At 72.3% G+C, this 20,917-nt stretch carries 17 protein-coding genes and 1 CRISPR repeat array; of the genes, 8 read left to right on the top strand and 9 right to left on the bottom strand.

Annotated elements, in window-relative coordinates:
* Nucleotides 1-30 precede the first annotated feature (30 nt).
* The 7 genes from AHOG_RS23760 to AHOG_RS23730 all read right to left on the bottom strand — a co-directional run bounded on the left by AHOG_RS23760 (nt 31) and on the right by AHOG_RS23730 (nt 9,394).
* Nucleotides 31-3,042: a CRISPR-associated helicase/endonuclease Cas3 gene (locus AHOG_RS23760; RefSeq protein ID WP_093943312.1), complete on the bottom strand. Its 3,012-nt coding sequence runs from the start codon at nt 3,040-3,042 to the stop codon at nt 31-33.
* A gap of 157 nt (nt 3,043-3,199) precedes the next feature.
* Nucleotides 3,200-3,654: direct repeats of the CRISPR family, unit length 28 nt; unit sequence ATCGGCCCCGCACGCGCGGGGATGGCTC.
* Nucleotides 3,655-3,840: 186 nt separating this feature from the next.
* Complete coding sequence (locus AHOG_RS23755; protein ID WP_093943311.1) at nt 3,841-4,806, bottom strand: hypothetical protein; 966 nt, start codon at nt 4,804-4,806, stop codon at nt 3,841-3,843.
* A gap of 504 nt (nt 4,807-5,310) precedes the next feature.
* Nucleotides 5,311-6,261, bottom strand: coding sequence for a hypothetical protein (locus AHOG_RS23750; RefSeq protein WP_093943310.1), 951 nt, complete (start codon nt 6,259-6,261; stop codon nt 5,311-5,313).
* Nucleotides 6,258-7,139 carry an ABC transporter ATP-binding protein gene (locus AHOG_RS23745; RefSeq protein ID WP_093943309.1) on the bottom strand — a complete coding sequence of 294 codons (882 nt, stop codon included), beginning with the start codon at nt 7,137-7,139 and terminating at the stop codon, nt 6,258-6,260. The genes AHOG_RS23750 and AHOG_RS23745 overlap by 4 nt, the downstream gene beginning before the upstream one ends.
* Entirely contained in the window at nt 7,136-7,534 is a 399-nt protein-coding gene (locus tag AHOG_RS23740) for a GntR family transcriptional regulator (RefSeq protein ID WP_093943308.1), read from the bottom strand. The genes AHOG_RS23745 and AHOG_RS23740 overlap by 4 nt, the downstream gene beginning before the upstream one ends.
* A 1,015-nt stretch (nt 7,535-8,549) precedes the next feature.
* Nucleotides 8,550-9,119 carry a DUF3515 domain-containing protein gene (locus AHOG_RS23735; protein ID WP_093943307.1) on the bottom strand — a complete coding sequence of 190 codons (570 nt, stop codon included), beginning with the start codon at nt 9,117-9,119 and terminating at the stop codon, nt 8,550-8,552.
* Nucleotides 9,120-9,160: 41 nt separating this feature from the next.
* Entirely contained in the window at nt 9,161-9,394 is a 234-nt protein-coding gene (locus AHOG_RS23730) for an Lrp/AsnC family transcriptional regulator (RefSeq protein ID WP_075742566.1), read from the bottom strand.
* Between the two features lie 102 nt (nt 9,395-9,496).
* Here AHOG_RS23730 and AHOG_RS23725 point away from each other — a divergent pair, with 102 nt between their 5' ends.
* From AHOG_RS23725 to AHOG_RS23710, 4 genes are all read left to right on the top strand, one after another.
* Complete coding sequence (locus AHOG_RS23725; protein WP_093944753.1) at nt 9,497-10,465, top strand: thiamine-phosphate kinase; 969 nt, start codon at nt 9,497-9,499, stop codon at nt 10,463-10,465.
* Nucleotides 10,466-10,809: 344 nt separating this feature from the next.
* A complete protein-coding gene (locus AHOG_RS23720) occupies nt 10,810-11,442 on the top strand; it encodes a GNAT family N-acetyltransferase (RefSeq protein WP_093943306.1) in 633 nt (210 codons plus the stop codon).
* A 185-nt stretch (nt 11,443-11,627) separates the two neighbouring features.
* The gene (locus tag AHOG_RS23715) at nt 11,628-12,152 is read left to right on the top strand and encodes a gamma carbonic anhydrase family protein (protein ID WP_093943305.1); all 525 of its coding nucleotides are present in this window, start codon (nt 11,628-11,630) and stop codon (nt 12,150-12,152) included.
* 670 nt (nt 12,153-12,822) lie between these two features.
* Complete coding sequence (locus AHOG_RS23710; RefSeq protein ID WP_093943304.1) at nt 12,823-13,590, top strand: DUF2306 domain-containing protein; 768 nt, start codon at nt 12,823-12,825, stop codon at nt 13,588-13,590.
* A gap of 18 nt (nt 13,591-13,608) precedes the next feature.
* Here AHOG_RS23710 and AHOG_RS23705 read toward each other — a convergent pair whose 3' ends face one another.
* Complete coding sequence (locus AHOG_RS23705; protein ID WP_093943303.1) at nt 13,609-14,268, bottom strand: TetR/AcrR family transcriptional regulator; 660 nt, start codon at nt 14,266-14,268, stop codon at nt 13,609-13,611.
* An 80-nt stretch (nt 14,269-14,348) separates the two neighbouring features.
* Here AHOG_RS23705 and AHOG_RS23700 point away from each other — a divergent pair, with 80 nt between their 5' ends.
* Both AHOG_RS23700 and AHOG_RS23695 read left to right on the top strand, forming a co-directional pair.
* The gene (locus tag AHOG_RS23700; RefSeq protein WP_093943302.1) at nt 14,349-14,756 is read left to right on the top strand and encodes a RidA family protein; all 408 of its coding nucleotides are present in this window, start codon (nt 14,349-14,351) and stop codon (nt 14,754-14,756) included.
* Between the two features lie 279 nt (nt 14,757-15,035).
* A complete protein-coding gene (locus AHOG_RS23695) occupies nt 15,036-15,713 on the top strand; it encodes a uracil-DNA glycosylase (RefSeq protein ID WP_093943301.1) in 678 nt (225 codons plus the stop codon).
* Between the two features lie 360 nt (nt 15,714-16,073).
* Here AHOG_RS23695 and rpmB read toward each other — a convergent pair whose 3' ends face one another.
* A complete protein-coding gene (gene rpmB / locus AHOG_RS23690) occupies nt 16,074-16,265 on the bottom strand; it encodes a 50S ribosomal protein L28 (protein ID WP_069851817.1) in 192 nt (63 codons plus the stop codon).
* A 420-nt stretch (nt 16,266-16,685) separates the two neighbouring features.
* On the opposite strand from rpmB, the gene AHOG_RS23685 reads away from it, so the two are divergent.
* Both AHOG_RS23685 and recG read left to right on the top strand, forming a co-directional pair.
* Nucleotides 16,686-18,566 carry a DAK2 domain-containing protein gene (locus AHOG_RS23685; protein ID WP_093943300.1) on the top strand — a complete coding sequence of 627 codons (1,881 nt, stop codon included), beginning with the start codon at nt 16,686-16,688 and terminating at the stop codon, nt 18,564-18,566.
* 38 nt (nt 18,567-18,604) lie between these two features.
* Nucleotides 18,605-20,809 (top strand): ATP-dependent DNA helicase RecG, encoded by a 2,205-nt coding sequence (recG, locus tag AHOG_RS23680; RefSeq protein ID WP_093944752.1) that lies wholly within the window; start codon nt 18,605-18,607, stop codon nt 20,807-20,809.
* Nucleotides 20,810-20,917: the final 108 nt, after the last annotated feature.

The following is a 20,917-nucleotide window of genomic DNA, read 5'->3' as shown; positions in this document are numbered from 1 at the left end:
CACGGGTCCGTCCCCGACGAGGGCGCCCGGCTAGGCCCGTGTGTCGTGCCGCGTCTCGACCAGACCCAGCGCGACGTCGTGCCGTAGTCCCGTCTCCGGTCCGCCCGGACGGGGCGCCGCCCGGAACGGCGAGCCGTCGTGCACGGCCACGCCTGTGCCGTCCAGCACGAGGGCCCGCGCGCCGCGCAGCCACGGATCACCCCGCCACCCCGGCAGCGGGCCCAGCTCCCGCGCCGCCGCCGTGAACCTGGGCGGCAGCCGCACCGTCGCCCCCAGGACGTCGTCCACCAGGTCCGCCGCCACGTCGCCGTTCGCCGTGAGCGCCCGACCCGACAACGTGCGATAGCGGCTCCCGTCGTGCGCCACCAGGATCACCTCGACGCTCTCCTCGCCGTCCCGCACCACGGCCCCCAGCGTCTGATCGTCGCCCGCGTCGGAGGTGGCCTGATGCAGTCCTTCCAGCGTGGACTTCGTCCCGTCGCCCTGCCGCGTGAGGAGATAGGGGATCGCGCTGTCGGCGCGTCTCCTCTGATCCGCCGCCCACTCCTGCCGGGCCGCCTCCTCGGCCGCACGCCAGGATCGCGGGCAGACCGACGGCTCCCCGTCGTACACCCGGCTCACCAGCTCGGGCACCTCGGCGGGGATCGTCCAGCCGCGCGACCCCGTACCCGCCGTGCCGTCGGCCGCCGTGTCGTCCTCCGCCGAGGCGGGCAGGTCGCCCGCGGCCCGCAGCACCTCGGCGGCACTGCGCAGCAGCAGCGGGCGACCATAGATCGCCGCACTCGCGTACAGCAGCTCCGGCACGCCCTCCCCGGCGGGCGCGAAGCCGGTCACCACCACCGCCGGGGCACGCACCGGCCCGGGACGGATCACGCCCTCGTGGCGATGAACCCGCCCGACGCGCTGAAGCAGCAGGTCGACCGGCGCCAGATCGGTGACGAGAAGGTCGGCGTCGATGTCGAAGGACTGCTCGGCGAGCTGGGTGGCGATCAACACGAACCGCCTCGGGCGGGGCAGGGCGCCTTCGGCCGCAGGCGAACCCAGCAGCCGCAGGCTCCGCTCCGTCCGCTCGGCCCGGGCCCGCGTGGTGAGCCGGGCGTGTAGCAACGTGGTCTCCTCGGCGTCCCAGCCGCGCTCCCGCAGCAGCGCGTACAACGACTGCGCTCGAGCCACGGTGTTGCGGATCACCAGTGCGCACCCGCCCTCGGCGAGCCGGTCCGTCAGCAGCGCGAGCACGTCCTCGTCGGCCATGCGCTGGAGCCGGTCCCGCTCCGCGCTGCCGTCGCCCCGCGCGGGCAGTCGTTCCGCCAGCACCTCCACCGCGACCCGCTGATCGGCCCGCCACGACGGCGACGAGGTCGTGGCGCCCCTCGGCGTCTCGCCGTCCTCGTCGAGCCACGCGGTCGTCACCCGGGGATACCCGTCGGCGGGCGAGGCCTCGGTCCAGCCGAACTCCTCGCGCGAGGCGGCTCCGCCCAGGTATGCCGCCACCAGCGCGCGACGCTGGGCGGGCGGGAGCGTCGCCGAGAGCAGCACCACCGGCACGCCCGCCTGGCCCAGCCAGCGCAGGCCCTCCGCCAGGAAGCGCGACATGTAGACGTCGGCGGCGTGGACCTCGTCGAGGATCACGACCTTGCCCGCCAGCCCGGCCATGCGCAGCATGACGTGCTTCGTGCGGGTGGCCGCCATGAGTAGCTGGTCGATCGTGCCCACCACGAAGGGGCAGAGCAGGCCCCGTTTCGGGCCGAGCAGCCACTCGGCGGGCAGGTGACGTTCATGGCCGCCGGGTTCCTCGTCTCGGGGGACCGTGCCGTAGCGGTCGTCGCAGTCGAACTCGTCGACGCCCGCGAACCCGGCGTCGGCGTCCGCGGCGCCGTCGCTCGTCGCCAAGAGCCGACGCCACTCCGAGGTGAAGCGCCTGCGGCCGTGGAGCAGCCCGACCTGCGCGGGCAGCTCCGCGTCGATCGCCGCGAGCCAGGCGCGGACCTCGGTGAACATCGGGTCGCTGGTGGCCTGGGTGGGCATCCCCAGGAACACGCCGTCGGCGCCGAAACGGGCCGCCAGAACCTCGGCGGCGGCCAGCGCGGCCTTCGTCTTGCCCTCGCCCATCGGCGCCTCGACCACCATGATCCCGGGACGCGCCATGCTCCGGGCCGCCTCGATCACCAGCCGCTGCGACGACCGCGCCTCGCGCCGGAACCGGTCGGCGAAGAACTCCGGCTCCGGTGTGGACAGCCGGCCCCAGCCGCCGCGCAGGCCGAGCTTCGTCCACGCCGTGGCGGCTCGTTCTCGGGACTCCGCGATGCTGACTACGGCGAGGTCGTCCAGGCCGGTGAAGTGCTTCTCGTCGCTCGCGATCCAGTCGGCCATCACGATCAGCCCGCTGAGGTGGAGCTGAACGGCCTTCGGCGGGACCACCTCGGGCTGCACGTCGGCGACGTCGGTGTAGCCCAGCTCGCGGGTGAAGACGTCGATCAGCGTGCGCTGAACGAGCTGCCATTCCTCGCCCTTGCCCAGTAGGTGACCGCCCGACTTGCGGGAGGGCCGCAGCGATCCCTCCGTGGGGAAGCGGCCGTGGTGCCCGGCGACCAGCGGCCACACCCACGCGAGATGTCGCCTCTCCCACAGCGGGGCCGACCTGTCGCCCAGATAGCGACGCAGGATGTTGCCGCCCGCCTTGTCATGGCGCCAGCGCAGCCGCGCGATGTCCGACTCCTGCCAGGTCAGGCCCGCCGCCCGCACCGCCCGTGCTCCCTCGGGCCACAGCCGCTGATGAGAGGGCGTGGCCTTCCCGCAGTCGTGGATTCCGCACAACCAGGCGAAGAGCCGCCTGCCGCGCCCCGGACCGCCCGCCACCTCGTCGAGCAGCGCCCGCGTGGACGGCGCCAGGAAGTGATCCCAGATCAGCTCCCCCACCGCCGCCGTGTCCAGCAGATGCGCGATCAGCAGGTTCGTCCTGCCGCCCGCCTTCTCCTTCGACTTTCCCCACAACGTCCCCAGCCACCGTGCCATTCGCGGGTCGACGTCGTCGTCGAGCTCCATCACCCCGTCCCCGTTCTCCTCCCCGAAGCGGAGAGTAGTGATCGGCCCTGACAAGATCGCCCGCAGTGATCGGCGAAGCGGCGAGACGGCAGTATGTGACCTGAATCACTTGGTAATTCGGTGGGGGTCGCCGTAGTAAAGTCCCAGGTCACGAAGTATCGGCCCCGCACGCGCGGGGATGGCTCTCCCTCCCGGAGCTGCTGGACGCGCTCGTGTCCATCGGCCCCGCACGCGCGGGGATGGCTCGACGAAGGAGGTCACCTGATGTCCCTGCCCACCATCGGCCCCGCACGCGCGGGGATGGCTCGCACTCGCACGGGCGATCGGCGCCGAGCTACGGATCGGCCCCGCACGCGCGGGGATGGCTCCCGCCAGCCGGCCGCCCTGCTCGGACATGATCGATCGGCCCCGCACGCGCGGGGATGGCTCCAGCGCCTCGACGACGACCAGGTCAGCGGGCAGATCGGCCCCGCACGCGCGGGGATGGCTCGCAGATTGGGACCAGGCGCTCGACGAGTGGGCGATCGGCCCCGCACGCGCGGGGATGGCTCTGGACACACACAACAATGGGCCGCCCACGGGGTATCGGCCCCGCACGCGCGGGGATGGCTCCGACGAGCGGCGCCCGCCTGAACCCGGAGACATCGGCCCCGCACGCCGGGCCGGCTTCCTCGCGGGTCGATCGGGGTGGCGATCCGCGCCGGGGCGCCTCCGTACGAGACGGGAGGGCGGGCGACGGGCGGCCGCGGAGCGATTCCCACGCCGCGGCCGCGGCACTGGAGCATCTGGTCGCCGGCCTCAGCCGGTGCGTCTGCGGAGGAGCCAGACGGTGCCGCCGACACAGAACGTCCCCAGAACGAGCAGGACGCCTGCCTCGATGGACTGCAGGAGCCAGTAGCGGTCCGCCGGGTGGTAGCTGACGAATTCGTGCAGACCGTCGGGTAGTGACCATGGTTCGGCGTCCGGGTCGGCGTTCCGATGTTCCCAGGTCAGCTGATAACCGTGCTGATCGGGAATCCGATGACCGGCGTCGTCCTCGAAACGGGTGCCGAGGTAGAACGCCGACGGATCGACGGGCGTCACCGAGTATCCGTCGCTGTCCCCTTCGTATTCGAAGTACTCGGCCGAGGGCATCGTCTCGGGAGCGGTGTACACCGTGAGGGCGAACGGGGTGGCGAGGACCAGTCCCCAGGCGGCGACGAGGCTGGTGACCACGCCGATCACGCGCCGTCTCATCGCGGTGCTGACCAACAGGCAGAGCGCGGTGAGGAACAACGTCCTCGCGGGCAGCACCAGCATCCCGTGGTGGAAGGCGCCGATGTCGGCATGGGGGGAGTACTGGGCCTTCCAGAAGGTCATGGAGGCCGCGATCGTCAGGGAGACCAGCAGCACGGCGCCGAACATGACGGCGACGGTGCCCGCGAACCACTGTTCCCTGGTCCGCTCCTGAGTCCACAGGAACTGGTGGCGGCCCCGGTGGAACTCCCGCACCACCAGCGGCGCCCCCGCCGTCATCGCGAGGACGGCGGGCAGCAGCACCATCGGTCGGTCCAGGCTGAGCGCCGCCCAGAACACACTCAGCAGTCCGTCCTGTTCGTAGAAGCAGGATGAGGACATGTGCAGTTCGTCGAGGCATCGAGCGAGTTCGGGGCCCGCCGCCCGGAATGCCAGGCCCGCGCCGAGCAAGACGGTCGACAGCAGTCCGCCCATGATGAGTAACGAGAGCAGGGCGACGCGATTTCGTCGCCAGACGAGCCAGAACATCGTCGATCACTCCGTTTCTTCGTCGTCGACGACGAAAGAGATGTATCGGGTGTCCACCGCGGTGGACACCTCTCGATTTCAGGGACTCGGCGCGGCCGGCGACGGCGAATCGAAAGCGTCACCTACGGCTCGAGCACCGGCCGCGCGGCGGTGTGCTGATCGGTGATCTCGTCGGTTCTCTCTCCGACGAATCGGCAGCCTTCCCGCGCGACGGCCGTGTGCCGGTCGCCGAGCTGCGCGAAGACATGGCGAGCGTCCGATGCCGAAGCGTCGGAGTCGCGCCCACCCGCGTGGTGGGCGAGAGCACCGCGGCTGCCCGAATCAGGCGTCGCCGCGCGATGCGACTCGGCGCCGTCCGGGGCGTCGACGGCGGAGTCGCGGCGGCCCCGGTTCGCCCCTGCCGCCGCGCTCCGCCGTCATCTGGTCGGGACGAACCCCCAACTCGCCCCCGTCGGCTCCGGAACCCCCCCGAGAGCTCCGGAGTCGAAGATCGACTCGCGCTGCTCAGGTCCGACGTCGGACCAGCAGCCAGGTCCCGGCGAAGGTCAGCATGGTCAGGGCGAGCAGGATGCCCGCCTCGATGAGTTGAAAGGTCCAGAAGCGCTCGGCGGGCTGGTATTCGGCCCATCGGACGAGTCCGGCCGCGTCGAAGTAGTCGTCGACGTTCGTGCCCCCGTCGGCGATCCGGAGCCGCTCGGCGCGGTCGTAGGCCTCGTTCAGGGGCACCCGGGCGCCCGTGGCGTCGGTGACCCGGGTCTCGAGTCGCCAGTCGGCCCGGCTGGGCGCGTGTCCGCCCTCCGTGGTCAGCGGGGGCAGGTAGCGCGGCCGTAGGAAGCTGAGGACGAACGCGACGACGTACCAGCCGAGGACGGTCGTGGCGATCGCCGCCGTCACCCGGCGCGACGCCACCGCGGCGAACAGGCCGAGCACGACCATGAAGACCGTCAGCATCGGCATCGTCAACGGGCCCAGTTCGTAACCCCGAATCTGCCCGAACTGCCCGTAGAACGCGCCGTACGGGGCGTGCCAGAACTGATAACCGAGCTGGAACACCACGCTCAGGATCACGGCGGGCACCAGCGCGGCGGACGTCGTCGTGATCAGCCAGCGTCGTCGGCTCACGTCCTGGGTGAACGCCCAGCGCACGGCCCCGGTCTCGTAGTCCCGCGCGGTGGCGGGCACGGCGAGGAAGAGACCGATCAGCAGGGGAGTCAACCCGAGCCAGGCAGCCAGGCCGTGCATGAAGCCGAGGAAGTGGTAGGCGGGCTCTCCGTAGTCGAGCCCGCAGCGGGCGAGGGACCCGCTCTGTCCGTGGGTGCATTCGCCGAGATGCTCGACGGGGTAGAGCGCCCGCGTCATGAACCCCGCGACCAGGTAGGCCGCCGCGAGGAGGACGACGAGCGTGGTCAGGACGATCAGCGCGCCGCGCCGCCGTCGTAAGGCGAGCCAGATCACGTCGCGGCCTCGTCGATCGTGAGCGCGGTGTCACCGCGGAGGTATCCGAGGACCAGCTCCTCCAGATCCGGCGTGGTGTGCGCCCAGCTCGCCTGGGGTGCGGGGCCGTCGTCGCGGCGGACCAGGAGGGTGCTCTGGCGGCCGGTGTCCGTCCGGTCGATCACCGTGTAGGCGTCCTGGACCCGTTCGGCGTCCTCCACGGGGCAGGTGATCAGCCGATGCCCCGACCGTAGGGCGTCGGTCTCACCCGCGACGCGAAGCCGTCCGTTGGTGAGCACCGCGAGGTGGTCGCACATCCGTTCCAGCTCGGAGACGACGTGGGAGGAGATCACGACGGTGGTCTCCCGTTCGGCGACGACCTCCATGAGCGTGCCCATGAAGTCCCGGCGTGCCAGCGGGTCCATCGACGCCACCGGCTCGTCGAGCACCAGCAGATCCGGCCGGGCCGCCAGCGTGATGGTGAGCGCCACCTGGGCCTGCTGGCCGCCGGACAGGGTGCCGATCTTCTTGGACGGTCGCAGCCGCAGTCCGGCGAGCCGGGCCTGTGCCCAGTCCTCGTCCCAGCGGGAGTTGAGCACGCGCCCGGCGCGGAGCATCTCGGTGATGGTGAAGTCGCGGTAGAGCGGATGGTCCTGGGCGAGGTAGCCGACCTTCGCGCGCAGGTCGGGATGCCCGGCGGGCAGGCCGAACAGGGTCAGCTCGCCCTCGTTCGGTTCGAGCAGGTCGACCAGCAGCTTCAGCAGCGTGGTCTTGCCCGCGCCGTTGGGACCGACCAGGCCGAGCACGCTGCCTTTCGGCAGGGTCAGCTCGACGTCGCGAAGCGCCCAGGTGTTGCGGAACCGCTTGCTCAGCGCGGATGCCTGGATGACGGCGGTCATACGTCGTCTCCCTTCGAAGTGGTGTCGGTCAATGCCGCGGTGAACAGCCCCGTCATGCCGTCGGCGTCGAGGCCCGCGGCCCTGGCCGACCGGATCCAGCCCGCCAGGGAGTCCTGAAGTTCGCGGAGGCGGGCCTCGGGGACCGGGTCGGCGGCCTCGGCGGCGACGAACGTCCCGCGCCCCGGCCTGCCCTGGGCCAGTCCCTTGTGCTCCAACTCCCGGTACGCCTTGAGAACGGTGTTCGGATTGACGGCCACCATGCGAGCGACCTCCTTCACGGTCGGAAGTCGATCGCCCCTGGTCAGGTGGCCGAGTCGGATCGCCTGCTCGACCTGGTGGACGAGCTGGAGATACGGGGGGACCCCGGAACTCGGGCTCACGGTGAAGTGGATCAACGCGCCGTCCTATCGACCTATTTACCTAGTGTCGTAGGTAAATAGTACTTCGGAGGTCGCGTCGGTTGTCAACCGAGTTCGGCCGATTCGAAGTCCGCGCTGGTGAGAAGGGCGGACGGCGTCCTCCACCGAGCTCCGGCGGAGTGGACGACGGCAGACACGAGACCGGCTGCGCCCGGCGTGAGACGGGGGACGGGGCACCAACACGGAGAACCGGCGAGCCGAGGCTGGCCGCCGCGACGGCGACCACAGGCTGTTGATCACGCCCGGCCTCGCGAGCGGCACGCACACGTCTCTGCCTGCCCGACGTCCTCGGCTGCCTGGTGATCCGTGACCTGGCGGAGCGCACGGTGCACGGCCCGGCAGGCCTGCCGGGCCTGCGGACGCGGGCAGTGGCAACGGCACGATGCGTGCCGACGACCGACGGCTCGCCCGCGCCGGTTCAGGAGGCGAGACGACTCGCCAGGGGCGGGAGACGGCGCTCTGCCGGCCGGGTATCGCCTTCCGGGCTTCGTCCACGGCCGTCTCGGCCCGGTCTCCCGGCGCCGGTGACCGTGCCGAGGGGAGACAGCGGCCGGTGTCTTCCGACTCAGGGCCGACGCCTGGACTCGACGGAGCGGTTCACCACCCGCGTGAGGCTTCTCGCCGCCGGGGACCACCGCCGCCGACGTCGGGTTCGGCGGCCCGCAGGCTGTTCGCCGGTGCTACGAGGGCTGCCCGCAGGGCGCCGGAGCGGTGGCGTACGGAGCAGGGGCCGATCGGCGGCCGCGCCGATCGGCGGTCTGCGCGGTGATCAGGGCCGACGGAGCGGGCTTACTCGATGTCCGTTGTGGAGTGTGGGCGCGGCGTATGCCCGGCCGCGGGCCGCACCCGGCGCCGCCGTCTTGATCAGCCCGTGCTCGACACCGCGTTCTTGGATGCCGTGCGTGCCGCCGCATTCGAGGCGGGCGTGGTGCGAGCCTGCCTGCGGCGGCCCCGACACGTCGACGGTCCGGACGGCCAGGCGCGGCGAAGATCAGTCGATCTCGATCTCCACGGCGGGCAGCCGTTCGCCCAGCACGGTGGAGACGCTCTGCAACGGCCCGCTGCCCATGCCGTCGGGCATGGTCAGGGCCACCCCGACCGGACGGTCCACGGCCGCCCAGGTCGTCGAGCCCTCACCGGTCATCTCCAGCCACTGGACGCCCGACAGGTCCAACAGCTGCGAGGTGGGGGTCAGCTCCGCGGGGGTGCCGAGCCCGCAGCGCAGCACCACCGGGTCGTGGTCGGCGCTGCCCCAGGCAGCGGCGCCCGGCGGCGCGGGATCGATCAGTTCACGTCGGGCGAGGGTGTCCTCCCCGGAGGACAGCTCCTCGGGAAGCGCGGCGACGAGGTCCACGCACTCGGGCGATTCGGCGTCCGGAGCGGGGATCGTCGCCAACGCCAGCGGACCGGTCCGCTCGGCCGCCAAGGCCGCGTCGTCGATCGAGCTCTGCGACTCCGCGTTGAACGCCAGCACCCCGACGGCCACCGCCAACGCGAGAGGGAGCCCGATCGCCGCCGCGATCAGCGGACGCGGGACCTGCCCGGAACCTGCCTCGGTCATGTCCTCATGACATCACGGTGAGGCGGCGTGGTCTCCCCGGGTCAGAGTCGCACCACCGGGCAGGTCAGCGTGCGGGTGATGCCCGCCACGTTCTGCACTCGGGCGACGACGAGACGGCCCAGTTCGTCGACGGAGTCCGACTCCGCGCGGACGATGACGTCATAGGGACCGGTGACGTCCTCGGCGGTGGTGACGCCGGGAATGCTGCTGATCTCGGCAGCGACCGCGGCTGCCTTGCCGACCTCTGTTTGGATCAGGATGTATGCCTGGACCACGGCGTGCCCCTTCGTCTGGACGGGTCTGCTCGGGGTAGGAACGTGTGCAGCAAAGTACCCCAGGTGGTGAAGTATTAGGGACTCAGACCATTGGAGGTCCGTTTGCACCCGGAGCCGGCGGAGCGGGACACGGTCGCCGGACTCGGTGAGTTCGGCGTCATCGAGCGCATCACGTCGGGCAGACCTCAGTCCGGCAGCACGCTGCTCGGACCCGGTGACGACGCGGCCGTGGTGGCCGCCCCGGACGGCCGGGTGGTCGCGAGCACCGACATCCTCGTCGAGGGGGTGCACTTCCGGTTGGACTGGTCGAACCCGCGTCAGGTCGGCCGGAAGGCGATCGCCGTGAACCTCGCCGACGTGGCCGCGATGGGCGCCGCGCCGACCGGACTGCTGATGGGGCTCGCCTGCCCGGCGGACACCCCGACCGAGGTGATCGACGGGCTGACCTCGGGAATGTGGGAGGAGGCCGCGTCGGTCGGCGTCGGCATCGTCGGCGGCGACATGGTGACCGCTCAGCAGATCATGATCTCGGTGACCGCGCTGGGCGACCTGGCGGGGCGTCGGGCCGTGACACGGTCGGGTGCTCGGCCGGGGGACGTCGTCGCGGTCTGCGGCAGGCTCGGCTGGGCCGCCGCCGGACTCGCCGTCCTGGGCCGCGGATTCCGTTCGCCCGGCGCGGTGGTGGCGGCGCAGCGGGTGCCGACGCCGCCCTACGCGGCGGGGCCCGAGGCGGCGGACGCGGGTGCCAGCGCCATGATCGACGTCTCGGACGGGCTGCTGGCCGACCTCGGCCACATCGCGGAGGCCTCGGCCGTCTCGATCGACGTCTGGAGTGACCGACTGGAGGTGCACCAGCGGCTCGTGGACGTGGCCTCCGCGCTCGGCGCCGACCCGCTGCACTGGGTGCTGACCGGGGGCGAGGACCATGCGCTGGCCGCGACGTTCCCCGCCGAGGCCGTGCTGCCGCCGGAATGGCGCGCGGTGGGCACGGTGGGCACGGGGAGCCTGATCACCGTCGACGGCCGGACCTACGACGGCCCCTCGGGCTGGGAGCACTGGCGGCATCCCTGATCTCGACGGAATCCCCTCAGTCCGCCCGTCCGCGCCCTCGGCGGCCCGAGGAGATCGTGGCGACGCTGTCCTGAGTCCGCCGTCCCCGGGGCCGACGTCGCGGAGGGTGCGTTCGGATGGGCTCTCGTCTGTGTCGGACCCGCCGCGGACCCGACCTGCCGGCCGATTCGGCGGCGATCCGAACCCGGCATCGCCGAGCGGGCGGACGCCGGGGCGGCTCCGGCGGTGCGCCGCGTGGGGCGCCGAGTCGACCCTCCGCCGGTTCGGCACGGGCGGGAGGGCGGGCTGAGCGCCTGCCCACAACCGCTGGCCCGGTGTGCGGCCTGCTCAGTAGCCTGCCGGACATGGAGCTGCGCATCACCCCCTTCGATCACCCGGACGCGAAGCGGCTGATCGCCGAGGTGCAGCAGGAGTACGTGCGGCGTTACGGCGACGAGGATCAGACGCCGGTGGCCGCCGACCAGTTCGCGCCGCCGCGCGGGCTCTTCGTGATCGGCTACCTCGACGGCAGGCCGGTGGCCACGGGCGGCTGGCGGCGCATCGTGGTCGGCTCGGACGGGATGGACGACTCGCACCTGCGGGGCGACGACGCCGAGCTGAAGCGGATGTACGTCTCGGCCGGATTCCGGGGGCGCGGCCTGGCCCGGCAGACCCTCGTGTTCCTGGAGCAGACCGCGGCCGACGCGGGCTGCAGGCGATTCATCCTCGAGACCGGGAACGCCCAGCCGGAGGCGGTCGCGCTGTACGGCTCGTCGGGCTATCAGCCGTTGCCGAAGTACGGCCACTACCGCGACGACGAGCGCAGTCTCTGTTTCGCCAAGGTCCTCGACGGTCGCGCGGGCGGTGCCGATCAGGCCCGGGCGTCGGCCGTCGAGCAGTCGGATGCCCACCGGCCGGACGGGCCTGCCGAGGCGGCGCCTCCCGGTGCCGCGCGGCCGAAGCCGAGCCGAGCCGAGGCGACCGCCGCCGGGCGCTGACGATCTCGGCCCGTGAGGCGCCCGGGCTGTCGCACCGGCGCTGTCGGCATTCCCGCGGAGGCGGCATTCGTGGAGGCGGCGCCCGCGTCCCTCCGGCCGTCCCGCACCACGGCGGACCCCGCACCACGGCGGACCGGAGACCACCCGGTCCGCGGCGCACGTGCCCACGACGAGGAGGGATCACGATGGCGATCTACGCGTTGGACGACTGGGAGCCTCGCATTCACCCGGATGCCTACGTCCATCCTGACGCGACGGTGATCGGCCGGGTCACGATCGGCGCGGGATCGACCGTGTGGCCGCAGGCCGTGCTGCGAGGGGACTACGGGATCATCGAGATCGGCGAGCGGACCAGTGTGCAGGACGGTTCGATCATTCACTGCACCGAACAGCACGCCACCCTCATCGGCTCGGACTGCGTGCTGGGTCACGCCGTGCACGTCGAAGGGGCGACGGTGGCCGATCACTGCCTGATCGGCTCGGGTTCGGTGGTGCTCAACGGCGTCGTGGTGGAGGAGGGCGCGGTGGTCGGCGCGGGCGCGGTCGTCTCCTTCGGCACGAGGATCCCCGCCCGCGCGATGGCGCTGGGCGTGCCCGCGCGGATTCGCGAGGGCCACGAGGTCGCGCCGGGGACCTGGAAGGGCAACGTGGAGCGCTATGTCGAGAACGGTCGGCGCTACCGGACGGGACTGCGGAGGCTCGACGGCTGACCCGCCGGATCGGCGGGTCGCGGCGTCGGGCGGGCCGCCTGCGAGATCGTGGCCTGTCCGCACGGGTCGCGCCGCCGCCGCCGAGGAGACTCCTCGCCGAAAGTCCTCAGCCTCGAGCACCTGCCGCATCTCGACCTTCTGCTCGACCGCCGGGTCGGTCGGGGTGTGTCGGCCACGTGCTCGTTCGAAGCGAGACGGCGCGGCCCCGGGCTCGATCGTCGCCGCGCGGTCGTCCGTGACCGCGTTCGGTGTCCGCTGTGGTTCGAGGCGGGCGCGTCGGCGTGCCGCAGGGGGCCGTCGGACGTCCGACGGCCCCCGCCGCCCGTCGTGTTCGCCGTCCGGGGCGGCGTGCGGGGCGGTCGTGACGCCGACCGGTCGTCGGCGCGGCGTCGTCGATCGCGCTCCGCTCCCGCTCGGCGACATGGCCGTGTGCCGGTGGCGGAGAGGAGAATCGGCACCAAGCGGAGAGAAGCGACGACATCGCAGGTCGTCTGAGTGAGCGAGGACTCTCGCGCGTGCGCGCCGCCCGGCGGGGCGGGCGCCGGACCGCCTCGTGGCGGGCCTCGGGGGTCGTACGACGGACCCGATCGGGTCGTGTTTGATCGGCTGTCGATGTCCTCTCGTCCGCCCATTCGATAGTGATCAGTCACTACTAACGTGAGGACCGCTCATGACCAACCTGTCCACCTCGGCCCTCCGCCGCGTCTGGCAGCTCCTCTGGGGCCTGCTCGCGGTCTCCGCGGTCGCCGTCGCCTTCGGCGCGGTGTCGCCGTACCTGATCGGAGACCCCGAGAACAGCACGATGCCGCTGAACCCCGACGCACCCGCCCACTTCCTCACCATCGTCCTGCACGCGGCGCCGGGCGGTCTGGCCCTGCTCATCGGGCCGTTCCAGTTCGTCGGCGGACTGCGCCGCCGCGCTCCGAAGGTGCACCGAGTCCTCGGCCGGGTCTACCTGATCTGCGTCGTGGCCGCCTCGGCCGCCGCCGTGTTCGCGACGATGATCTCGACCAGCGGTCTCGCGGCTCAGGCCGCCTTCTACCTCCTGGTCGCCGCCTGGCTGTACACCCTCGCTCAGGCGTACCGGACCATTCGCCGGGGCGAGGTGGCGTTGCATCGCATCTGGATGATCCGGAACTACGCGCTCACCTTCGCCGCCGTGACGCTGCGGCTCTACCTCGGACTCGGCGTGATGGCGCAGACGGTCGACCCGACGCTGACCTTCGAGGCCGTCTACACCGCGAGCGCCTGGGCCTCGTTCGTGGGCAACGTGCTGGTGGTCGAGTACTTCATCGTGCAGCGGGCGTTGCGACCGCTCGTCGGGCGTGGCCGGGGTAGGGACGGCGCATCGGAGGTCGGCGCGCGCCGTCCGGCGGAGCACGGCTCGCAGGAGCACGGCTCCGCGGCGCGCGCGCCGGTCGCCGAGCAACCCGTGTGAGGACGGGGGCGGCCGTCCTCACACGCTGTCGGGGCGGCCGGCCTGGTCGCCGACGGGTTCGACGGGCAGCGGCGACCGCAGCCAGGCGCCCCGCACGGAGCGTTCACACCTCTCGGGGTCGTCCCCCCTGCTGACGAACAGGGCGGTCAACAGGGGAACGCCCCCGGCGAGCGTCGTGGTCGGCAGCGGCCCGTTGGCGACGAGGGAGACCAGGCCGTGGGCGACGGCCCAGCTCTGGGTGGCCAGCTCCAGTCCGCCGGTGTCGGCGTCGAACCGGCCCGCCCGCCGGGATCGATGCACCGCCTGGACGAGGTACTCCAGCGTGGCGTCCGCCGCCGCGAGGTCTTCGAGCTCGAAGTTCGCGTCGAACATGACCCGGTACAGGTCGGGGTGGTCCAGCGCATTGCCGAGATAGGCGGTGATCAGGACAGTCAGGTCCGCGACCGGGTCCTCCGACGCGGGTACCGCGGCGAACCGGCGGGCCAGCCGGGTGAAGCCCTCCTGTCGGAGCGCGGCCCACATGCCGTCCATGCCGCCGAAGTGGGTGTAGACGGCCATCGTCGACACGCCCGTCCCGGCCACCAGGGATCGCAGGGTGACGGGCTCGCGGACGCGAAGCAGGTGCGCGGCGCGTTCGATCAGCAGAGTGCGCACCGCCGGATCCTTCGTCCTGGCCATGCGGGAAGATTACATAGCATTGCATTGCTATAGTTTCGATTCCGAGCAATCCACGCCGCTCAGGTGAAGAAGGAGTCAGCATGGCCATCACCCTGGTGAACCCCGACGGGCTGCCGAAGGTCGACGTCTACCGGCAGGTGTCGGTCGCGACGGGATCGAGAATGGTGTTCATCGCGGGGCAGGTCGCCCGCGATGCCGACGGCGGGCGCGTCGGCGAGGGAGACTTCGCCGCCCAGCTCGAACAGTGCCATCTCAACGTGGCCACCGCGTTGGCAGCGGTCGGCGGCTCGTTCGACGACGTCGCGAAGGTGACCATCTACGCCGTCGACTGGACGCCCGACAAGATGCCTCTGCTGGTGGAGGGCATCCAGCGGGTCGCCGCACGACTGGGCGGCACGCCGGTCCCGCCGGGCACCCTGGTGGGCGTCGCCGCGTTGGCCGAGCCGGATCTGCTGGTGGAGGTCGAGGCCGTCGCCGTCCTCGACTGATCGCGGGGCGGCTCGGCGCGGGGTGGTGCCCGGCCTCCCCGCCGCGATGCCTCTTGCCCGCTACCCCTGTCTCGACATCCCCGCCTCGATGTGCCCCGGCCGGGGGCGGCACCGCCCCCGGCGGACGCGAGACCCGGCCGCCTGCGGTTCCGGCGCACCCGTGGCGTGCCGACGCTCTCCGCGCTCGGCGGCGAGCACGAAGCGCCACCATCGAGGCGGGACTGATGCCGACGGGGCTACTCGATCACGTGTCGGCAGGGCTCGCTATTGTCGCTTTCCGTGACCGCACGTCCTTTGACGGAAATCATGGAGCCCGGCTGGGCCAAGGCGATGGAGCCGGTGGCCGAGCAGATCGCCCGGATGGGGGACTTCCTCCGCGCCGAGATCGCGGCGGGCCGTACCTACCTTCCCGCGGGCGAACACGTCCTCCGAGCCTTCACCCAGCCCTTCGACGACGTTCGAGTGCTGATCGTGGGGCAGGACCCGTATCCGAGGCCGGGTCATGCGGTCGGCTTCAGCTTCTCGGTGGCTCCGGACGTGCGGCCGCTGCCGCCGAGCCTGGTCAACATCTTCACCGAGTACTCCGACGACCTCGGCCATCCCAAGCCCGCCACCGGCGACCTGACCCCGTGGGCGGACAACGGCGTGCTGCTGCTGAACCGGGTCCTCACACTGCAGACCGGCAAGTCGGACTCCCACAAGGGCAAGGGCTGGGAGGCCGTCACGGAACAGGCCATCAAGGCCCTGGCCGCGCGCGGCGGCCCGCTGGTGTCGATCCTGTGGGGCCGCAACGCTCGCAATCTGGCGCCGATGATGCCGGGAGTGCCCTGTATCGAGTCCGCGCACCCGAGTCCGATGGCCGCGCGCGGCGGCTTCTTCGGTTCGCGGCCCTTCAGCCGAGCCAACGCACTGCTGGAACAGCAGGGCGGCCTGCCGATCGATTGGAAACTGCCCTGACGCGAGCGCCCCGCCGAGTCGCCGCCGCGCTCCGTCGCGGCGACGGCGCCCGGTGCCCTCGCCGATCACGTCCGCATCCGACGCGGACGTCACACCGGTAGGCGGCGCGTCGCCTCCTATGGGGTCGGCGGGTGCCGACCCTTCCTCCGCGGCCGGCGTCGGCGGGCACGGTCACCCGACGGGAGGACGGCGCCCACACCTCGGCACGCACCCCCGAGCACGGCGGCCCGTGCCGTTGCCGCCGCGTCAACGGCACGGGCAGGCGGACGCCGGGAGATCCGCCGCACGACAGAAGACCCGAGGACGCATGGTCCCCGGGTCTTCTGTCGTGCGGATCAGGCGGTGCCTGCGGCGCAGTGGTCAGCCGCGGACGACCTTGCCCGCCTTCAGGCAGGAGGTGCACACGTTCATCCGCTTGCGCTGGGACAGACCGATCTTGGCGTGCACGGTCTGGATGTTCGGGTTCCACCGCCGGTTGGTGCGGCGGTGAGAGTGCGAGACAGACTTGCCGAAGCCCGGCCCCTTTGCGCAGACGTCGCAGACGGCAGCCACGTCAGTCACTCCTTACGTTGGTGATCAATCACGAGCGTCTGTCTTCCACAGACGAGGAAGACGACGCCGACATGAGAGCCCGGGCCGGCCGGGCGACCTGGACAGGGTAGCCGCTCGCGGGTGCCGCCTCAAAACCGGGGGCCGAAGGTAGTCTTGCCCCGGCGGTCGGCTCGCGACGAACGATCCGCGGACCCTCGGGCCCCTGCTGCGCGGTCCACGAGCGGCCCGAACGGCGTCGACCGCCCAACCGGAGTCGCAGGACACGCCCCGAGTGGTCCGCCTCGGCCGTCCAGACGAGGCGGGCACCTGAGAAGGCCGGGCCGCGGGGACGGCCCGCCCCCCACGGCACCGGGCGGCGCGTCCGTCGGGTCGGCGCCGGGACGGCAGACGTACTCACGACACGGGCGGAGGAGACGGCTGATGTTGCAGGCCTTGGACGCCGAGGCGGTCAGCCGGTGGGCCGACGCCTGCGTGGCCGACCTGGAGGCCAATCGCGAGGAGATCGACCGAATCAACGTCTACCCGGTCGCCGACGCCGACACCGGCAGCAATCTGCTGTACACCATGCGTGCCGCCCTGGACTCGCTGCGGCATGCGCCCGCCGAGGTCAGCTCGGCGGTCGGCGGAGCGATCAGCGCGCTGGCCAAGGGGGCGTTGACCGGTGCCCGAGGCAATTCCGGCGTGATCCTGTCCCAGGTGCTGCGCGGACTGGCCGAGGCCGTGCAGGGCACGTCCGTCTTCACCGGTGGAGCACTGCGCACCGCCCTGTCCCGCGCCGACGAACTCGCCACCGCCGCCGTCGCCCGCCCCGTCCCCGGCACCGTGCTCTCCGTACTGCACGCGGCCGCGCAGGCCGCCGCGGCGACCGATTCCGACGCGCTGCCGTCGGTCGCCGCCGCCGCGCTGGCCGCCGCCGACGACGCGCTGGAACGGACGCCGGACCAGCTCGCCGTGCTCGCCAGGGCGGGCGTGGTCGACGCGGGCGGCCGCGGCCTGGTGGTGCTGCTGGAGGCGTTGTCCTCGGTGGTGGGCAGCGGCAGGCGGGGCGGCCGTCCGCGGCACGGGCGGGCGTCCGGCTCGGATCGGCCGGGAACCGCCTCGGAGCGGACGAAGACCGCCTCGGACCCCGCCGACACCGGCCTGCGGCAGAGCGGGCGGGCGGACCGGTCCGAGCCGGGGCGGCGACGATCCGAGGCGCGGCCGGACACCGCCGAGATCGCGGGCTCGGCCGATTCCTCCTGCCGGGCCGTCGACGCCGCGCCGCCCCGCGTGGACCGGGACGCCGAAGCAGGCGCCGCGGACCTCGCGGGTGGCGGACGTCCCGACACACCCGCTCCCGCCTACGAGGTCATGTACCTGCTGGGCGACTCCGACCAGACACGGGCCGCCGAACTGCGGACCGTGCTCGACGATCTCGGCGACTCCGTCTCGGTGGCGGGCGACGGGGCAGGCCTGTGGTCGGTACACGTGCACTGCGACGACGTGGGAGCCGCGATCGAGGCCGGTGTGGAGCGGGGCAGGCCGCATCGGATCCGGGTGGTCCGCTTCGCCGAACAGGCCGCGGCGGACGACTCCGGCGAGCCCTCGCCTGCCGCCGCGTCACCCCCGGCGCGCGGGCCTCGGATTCGCTTCGACCGGAACCGTGCCGTCGTGACGCTGGCCGCGGGCGAGCGCCTGCCCACGCTGTTCGCGGAGGAGGGCGCCCGAGTTCTTCGGCCTTCCGCTCGCAGTGGCGCCGCCGCCGTCGTCGAGCTCGTGGGCGCCGTCCGAGACACCGGAGCGCGGCACGTGTCGGTGCTGCCCAACGGCGCCGTGTCGATCGAGGTGGCCGATCGTGCCGCTGCCGAGGCGATGTCGGTGGGTCAGGATGTGGTGGTGGTGCCCACGGTGTCACCGGTGCAGGGCCTGGCCGCACTGGCCGTGCACGACCCGCGTCGACGGCCTGCGGAGGACTCGGTCGCGATGGCCGAGGCCGCGGCGGCGACCCGCCGAGGTGAGGTGGTGATCGCGGAGAGCGCGGCGCTGACCTGGGCCGGACGCTGTGAACCCGGCGACGTGCTCGGGCTCGTCGACGACGAGGTGATGATCATCGGTCGGGACCCGATCGAGACGGCGTCGGTGCTTCTTGATCGGATGTTGTCCACCGGCGGGGAGCTGGTCACGGTGCTGACCGGCGCGCACGCCCCGGAGGGCCTGCTCGCCGCCTTGTCCGAGCATCTCCGCCGCGTCCACCCCGAGGTGGACCTGACCTGCTTCGACGGCGATCTGCCCGACACCGTGCTGCTGCTGGGAGTGGAGTGAATGACACCGATCCGAACCGGCCGCCAGGACTGCGCGCGATGACCGACTGGGCGGATCAGCTGACCCCCGTCCTCGGGGCCAAGACGGCCGACGCGCTGGCGAAGTCGTTGAACCTGCACACCGTGGGCGAGCTGCTGCGGCACTATCCGCGTCGGTACGCCGAGCGCGGCGAGTTGACCGAGATCGCCGGACTGGAGATCGGCGAGCACGCCACCGTGCTGGCCGAGGTGCAGCGCGTGACCAAGCGCAGCATGCGCTCCCGGCGCGGCAGCCTCCTCGAACTGCGCATCACCGACGGCCGCCGCGCGTTGAACTGCACCTTCTTCAACCAGGCCTGGCGGGAGCGGGAACTGCTGCCGGGGAAGAAGGGCCTCTTCGCGGGCAAGATCACCGCCTATCGCGGTCAGCTCCAGCTCGCCAATCCCGAGTACCAGCTCATCGAGCCCGCGGCGGAGGCGTCGGGGGACGGCGGCGGCTCGGTGGTCGCGGAGTTCACCGCCGCCTTGATCCCGGTGTACCCGGCGGCGCAGGGCCTGCCGTCCTGGTCGATCGCGCGTTGTGTGCGGCAGGTGCTCGACACCTGGGACGGCGTCGCGGACCCGCTGCCCGCCGGGCTGCGTGCCGACCTCGGTGTCGCGGATCTGACCACGGCGCTGCGTGACGTGCACCTGCCCTCGGACCGGGCCGCCGTGCAGGTCGCCAGGGAACGGCTCAAATGGGACGAGGCCCTGTCGGTCCAGCTCGCCCTCGCTCAACGCAGACAGGCGGACGACGCCCGGCCCGCCCCCGCCTGTCCACCGAGACCGGCGGGCGTGCTGGACGGCTTCGACGCGCGAATCCCCTTCGAGCTGACCGAGGGCCAGCGGTCGATCGGCGAGGTGATCCGGGCGGAGGTCTCCCGCGAGCATCCGATGAACCGGCTGGTCCAGGGCGAGGTCGGCTCCGGCAAGACGGTGGTGGCGCTGCGCGCGATGCTCCAGGTCGTCGACGCGGGCAGGCAGGCGGCGATGCTGGCGCCGACGGAGGTGCTGGCCGCCCAGCACGCACGCTCCCTCACGGACCTCCTCGGCGATCTCGCGACCGCGGGCGAGTTCGGCGCACCCGAGCACGCCACCCGGGTCACGCTGCTCACCGGCTCGATGGGCGCCGCCCAGCGCAGGAAGGCCATGCTGGAGGTCTCCGGCGCGGCGGGGATCGTCGTCGGCACGCATGCGCTCATTCAGGACCGGGTGGAGTTCGCCGACCTCGGGCTGGTGGTGGTCGACGAGCAGCACCGCTTCGGCGTCGAGCAGCGCGACGCGCTGCGGTCGCGGGCCGGATCACGCGTCAGCCCGCACGTGCTGGTGATGACGGCGACGCCGATCCCCCGCACGGTGGCGATGACGGTGTACGGGGACCTGGAGGTCTCGGCCTTGCGGGAGCTGCCGAAGGGGCGGTCGCCGATCAAGAGCACCGTGGTGCCGGTGGCGGAGAAGCCCGCCTGGCTGGACCGGGTCTGGCAGCGACTCCGCGAGGAGGTCGCCGCCGGGCATCAGGCCTATGTGGTCTGTCCCCGGATCGGTGATCAGGCCGCCGCCGGGGAGGACGTCGACACGCCGCCGCCCGCCGAGGGCGAGAACTCCGAGCGCAGGCCCCCGCTGGCCGTGGCCGACGTGGCCCCGGAACTCGCGGAGGGCCCGCTCCGCGGCCTGCGGATCGGGATGCTGCACGGCAGGCTGCCCGCCGACGAGAAGGACACCGTCATGCGGGCCTTCGCCGCGGGCGAGATCGACGTCCTGGTGGCGACGACGGTCGTGGAGGTCGGTGTCAACGTGCCCAACGCCACCGCCATGGTCATCATGGACGCCGACCGTTTCGGGGTCAGTCAACTCCATCAGCTCCGCGGCCGGGTCGGGCGGGGCAGCGCGGCAGGGCTCTGTCTGCTGGTCACCGATGCCGTGCCCGGAACCACCACCATGCAGCGTCTGGACGCGGTCGCGAGCACCACCGACGGCTTCGAGCTGGCCCGGCTCGACCTCGAACTGCGTCGGGAGGGCGACATCCTCGGCGCGGCTCAATCCGGCAGGCGCTCGGGGCTGCGGCTGCTGTCGCTCCTCGACGACGAGGACGTCATCGCCCAGGCCAGGGACCGTGCCGAGGCCATCGTCCACGACGACCCCGCGTTGCGGGAGCATCCGGGTCTGGCGGGGATGGTGGCGGACCTGGTGGACGAGGACCGGGCGGAGTACCTGCAGAAGACGTGAGGCCGGCTGTCCTCGGCGGGGCCTGCGACTTCTTGGTCGTCCGGTGTGCCCGGGCGACACGGCAGCAGTCGCCGTCACGGCCCGGGCCGAGGCCCCGCCCGGCCGAAT

Source organism: Actinoalloteichus hoggarensis, from assembly GCF_002234535.1.
In the GTDB taxonomy this organism is placed as follows: Bacteria; Actinomycetota; Actinomycetes; order Mycobacteriales; family Pseudonocardiaceae; genus Actinoalloteichus_A; species Actinoalloteichus_A hoggarensis.
Note: the sequence above shows the minus strand (reverse complement) of the source record. Positions and strands in the feature narration are given on the sequence as shown.

What these genes read in the sequence shown, in the direction of transcription:
- AHOG_RS23705 (WP_093943303.1), bottom strand. Translation starts at nt 14,268, where the DNA reads ATGGCCAGGACGAAGGATCCGGCGGTGCGCACTCTGCTGATCGAACGC.
- recG (WP_093944752.1), top strand. Translation starts at nt 18,605, where the DNA reads ATGACCGACTGGGCGGATCAGCTGACCCCCGTCCTCGGGGCCAAGACG.
- AHOG_RS23700 (WP_093943302.1), top strand. Translation starts at nt 14,349, where the DNA reads ATGGCCATCACCCTGGTGAACCCCGACGGGCTGCCGAAGGTCGACGTC.
- AHOG_RS23710 (WP_093943304.1), top strand. Translation starts at nt 12,823, where the DNA reads ATGACCAACCTGTCCACCTCGGCCCTCCGCCGCGTCTGGCAGCTCCTC.
- AHOG_RS23760 (WP_093943312.1), bottom strand. Translation starts at nt 3,042, where the DNA reads ATGGAGCTCGACGACGACGTCGACCCGCGAATGGCACGGTGGCTGGGG.
- AHOG_RS23755 (WP_093943311.1), bottom strand. Translation starts at nt 4,806, where the DNA reads ATGTTCTGGCTCGTCTGGCGACGAAATCGCGTCGCCCTGCTCTCGTTA.
- AHOG_RS23715 (WP_093943305.1), top strand. Translation starts at nt 11,628, where the DNA reads ATGGCGATCTACGCGTTGGACGACTGGGAGCCTCGCATTCACCCGGAT.
- AHOG_RS23745 (WP_093943309.1), bottom strand. Translation starts at nt 7,139, where the DNA reads ATGACCGCCGTCATCCAGGCATCCGCGCTGAGCAAGCGGTTCCGCAAC.
- AHOG_RS23685 (WP_093943300.1), top strand. Translation starts at nt 16,686, where the DNA reads ATGTTGCAGGCCTTGGACGCCGAGGCGGTCAGCCGGTGGGCCGACGCC.
- AHOG_RS23735 (WP_093943307.1), bottom strand. Translation starts at nt 9,119, where the DNA reads ATGACCGAGGCAGGTTCCGGGCAGGTCCCGCGTCCGCTGATCGCGGCG.
- AHOG_RS23720 (WP_093943306.1), top strand. Translation starts at nt 10,810, where the DNA reads ATGGAGCTGCGCATCACCCCCTTCGATCACCCGGACGCGAAGCGGCTG.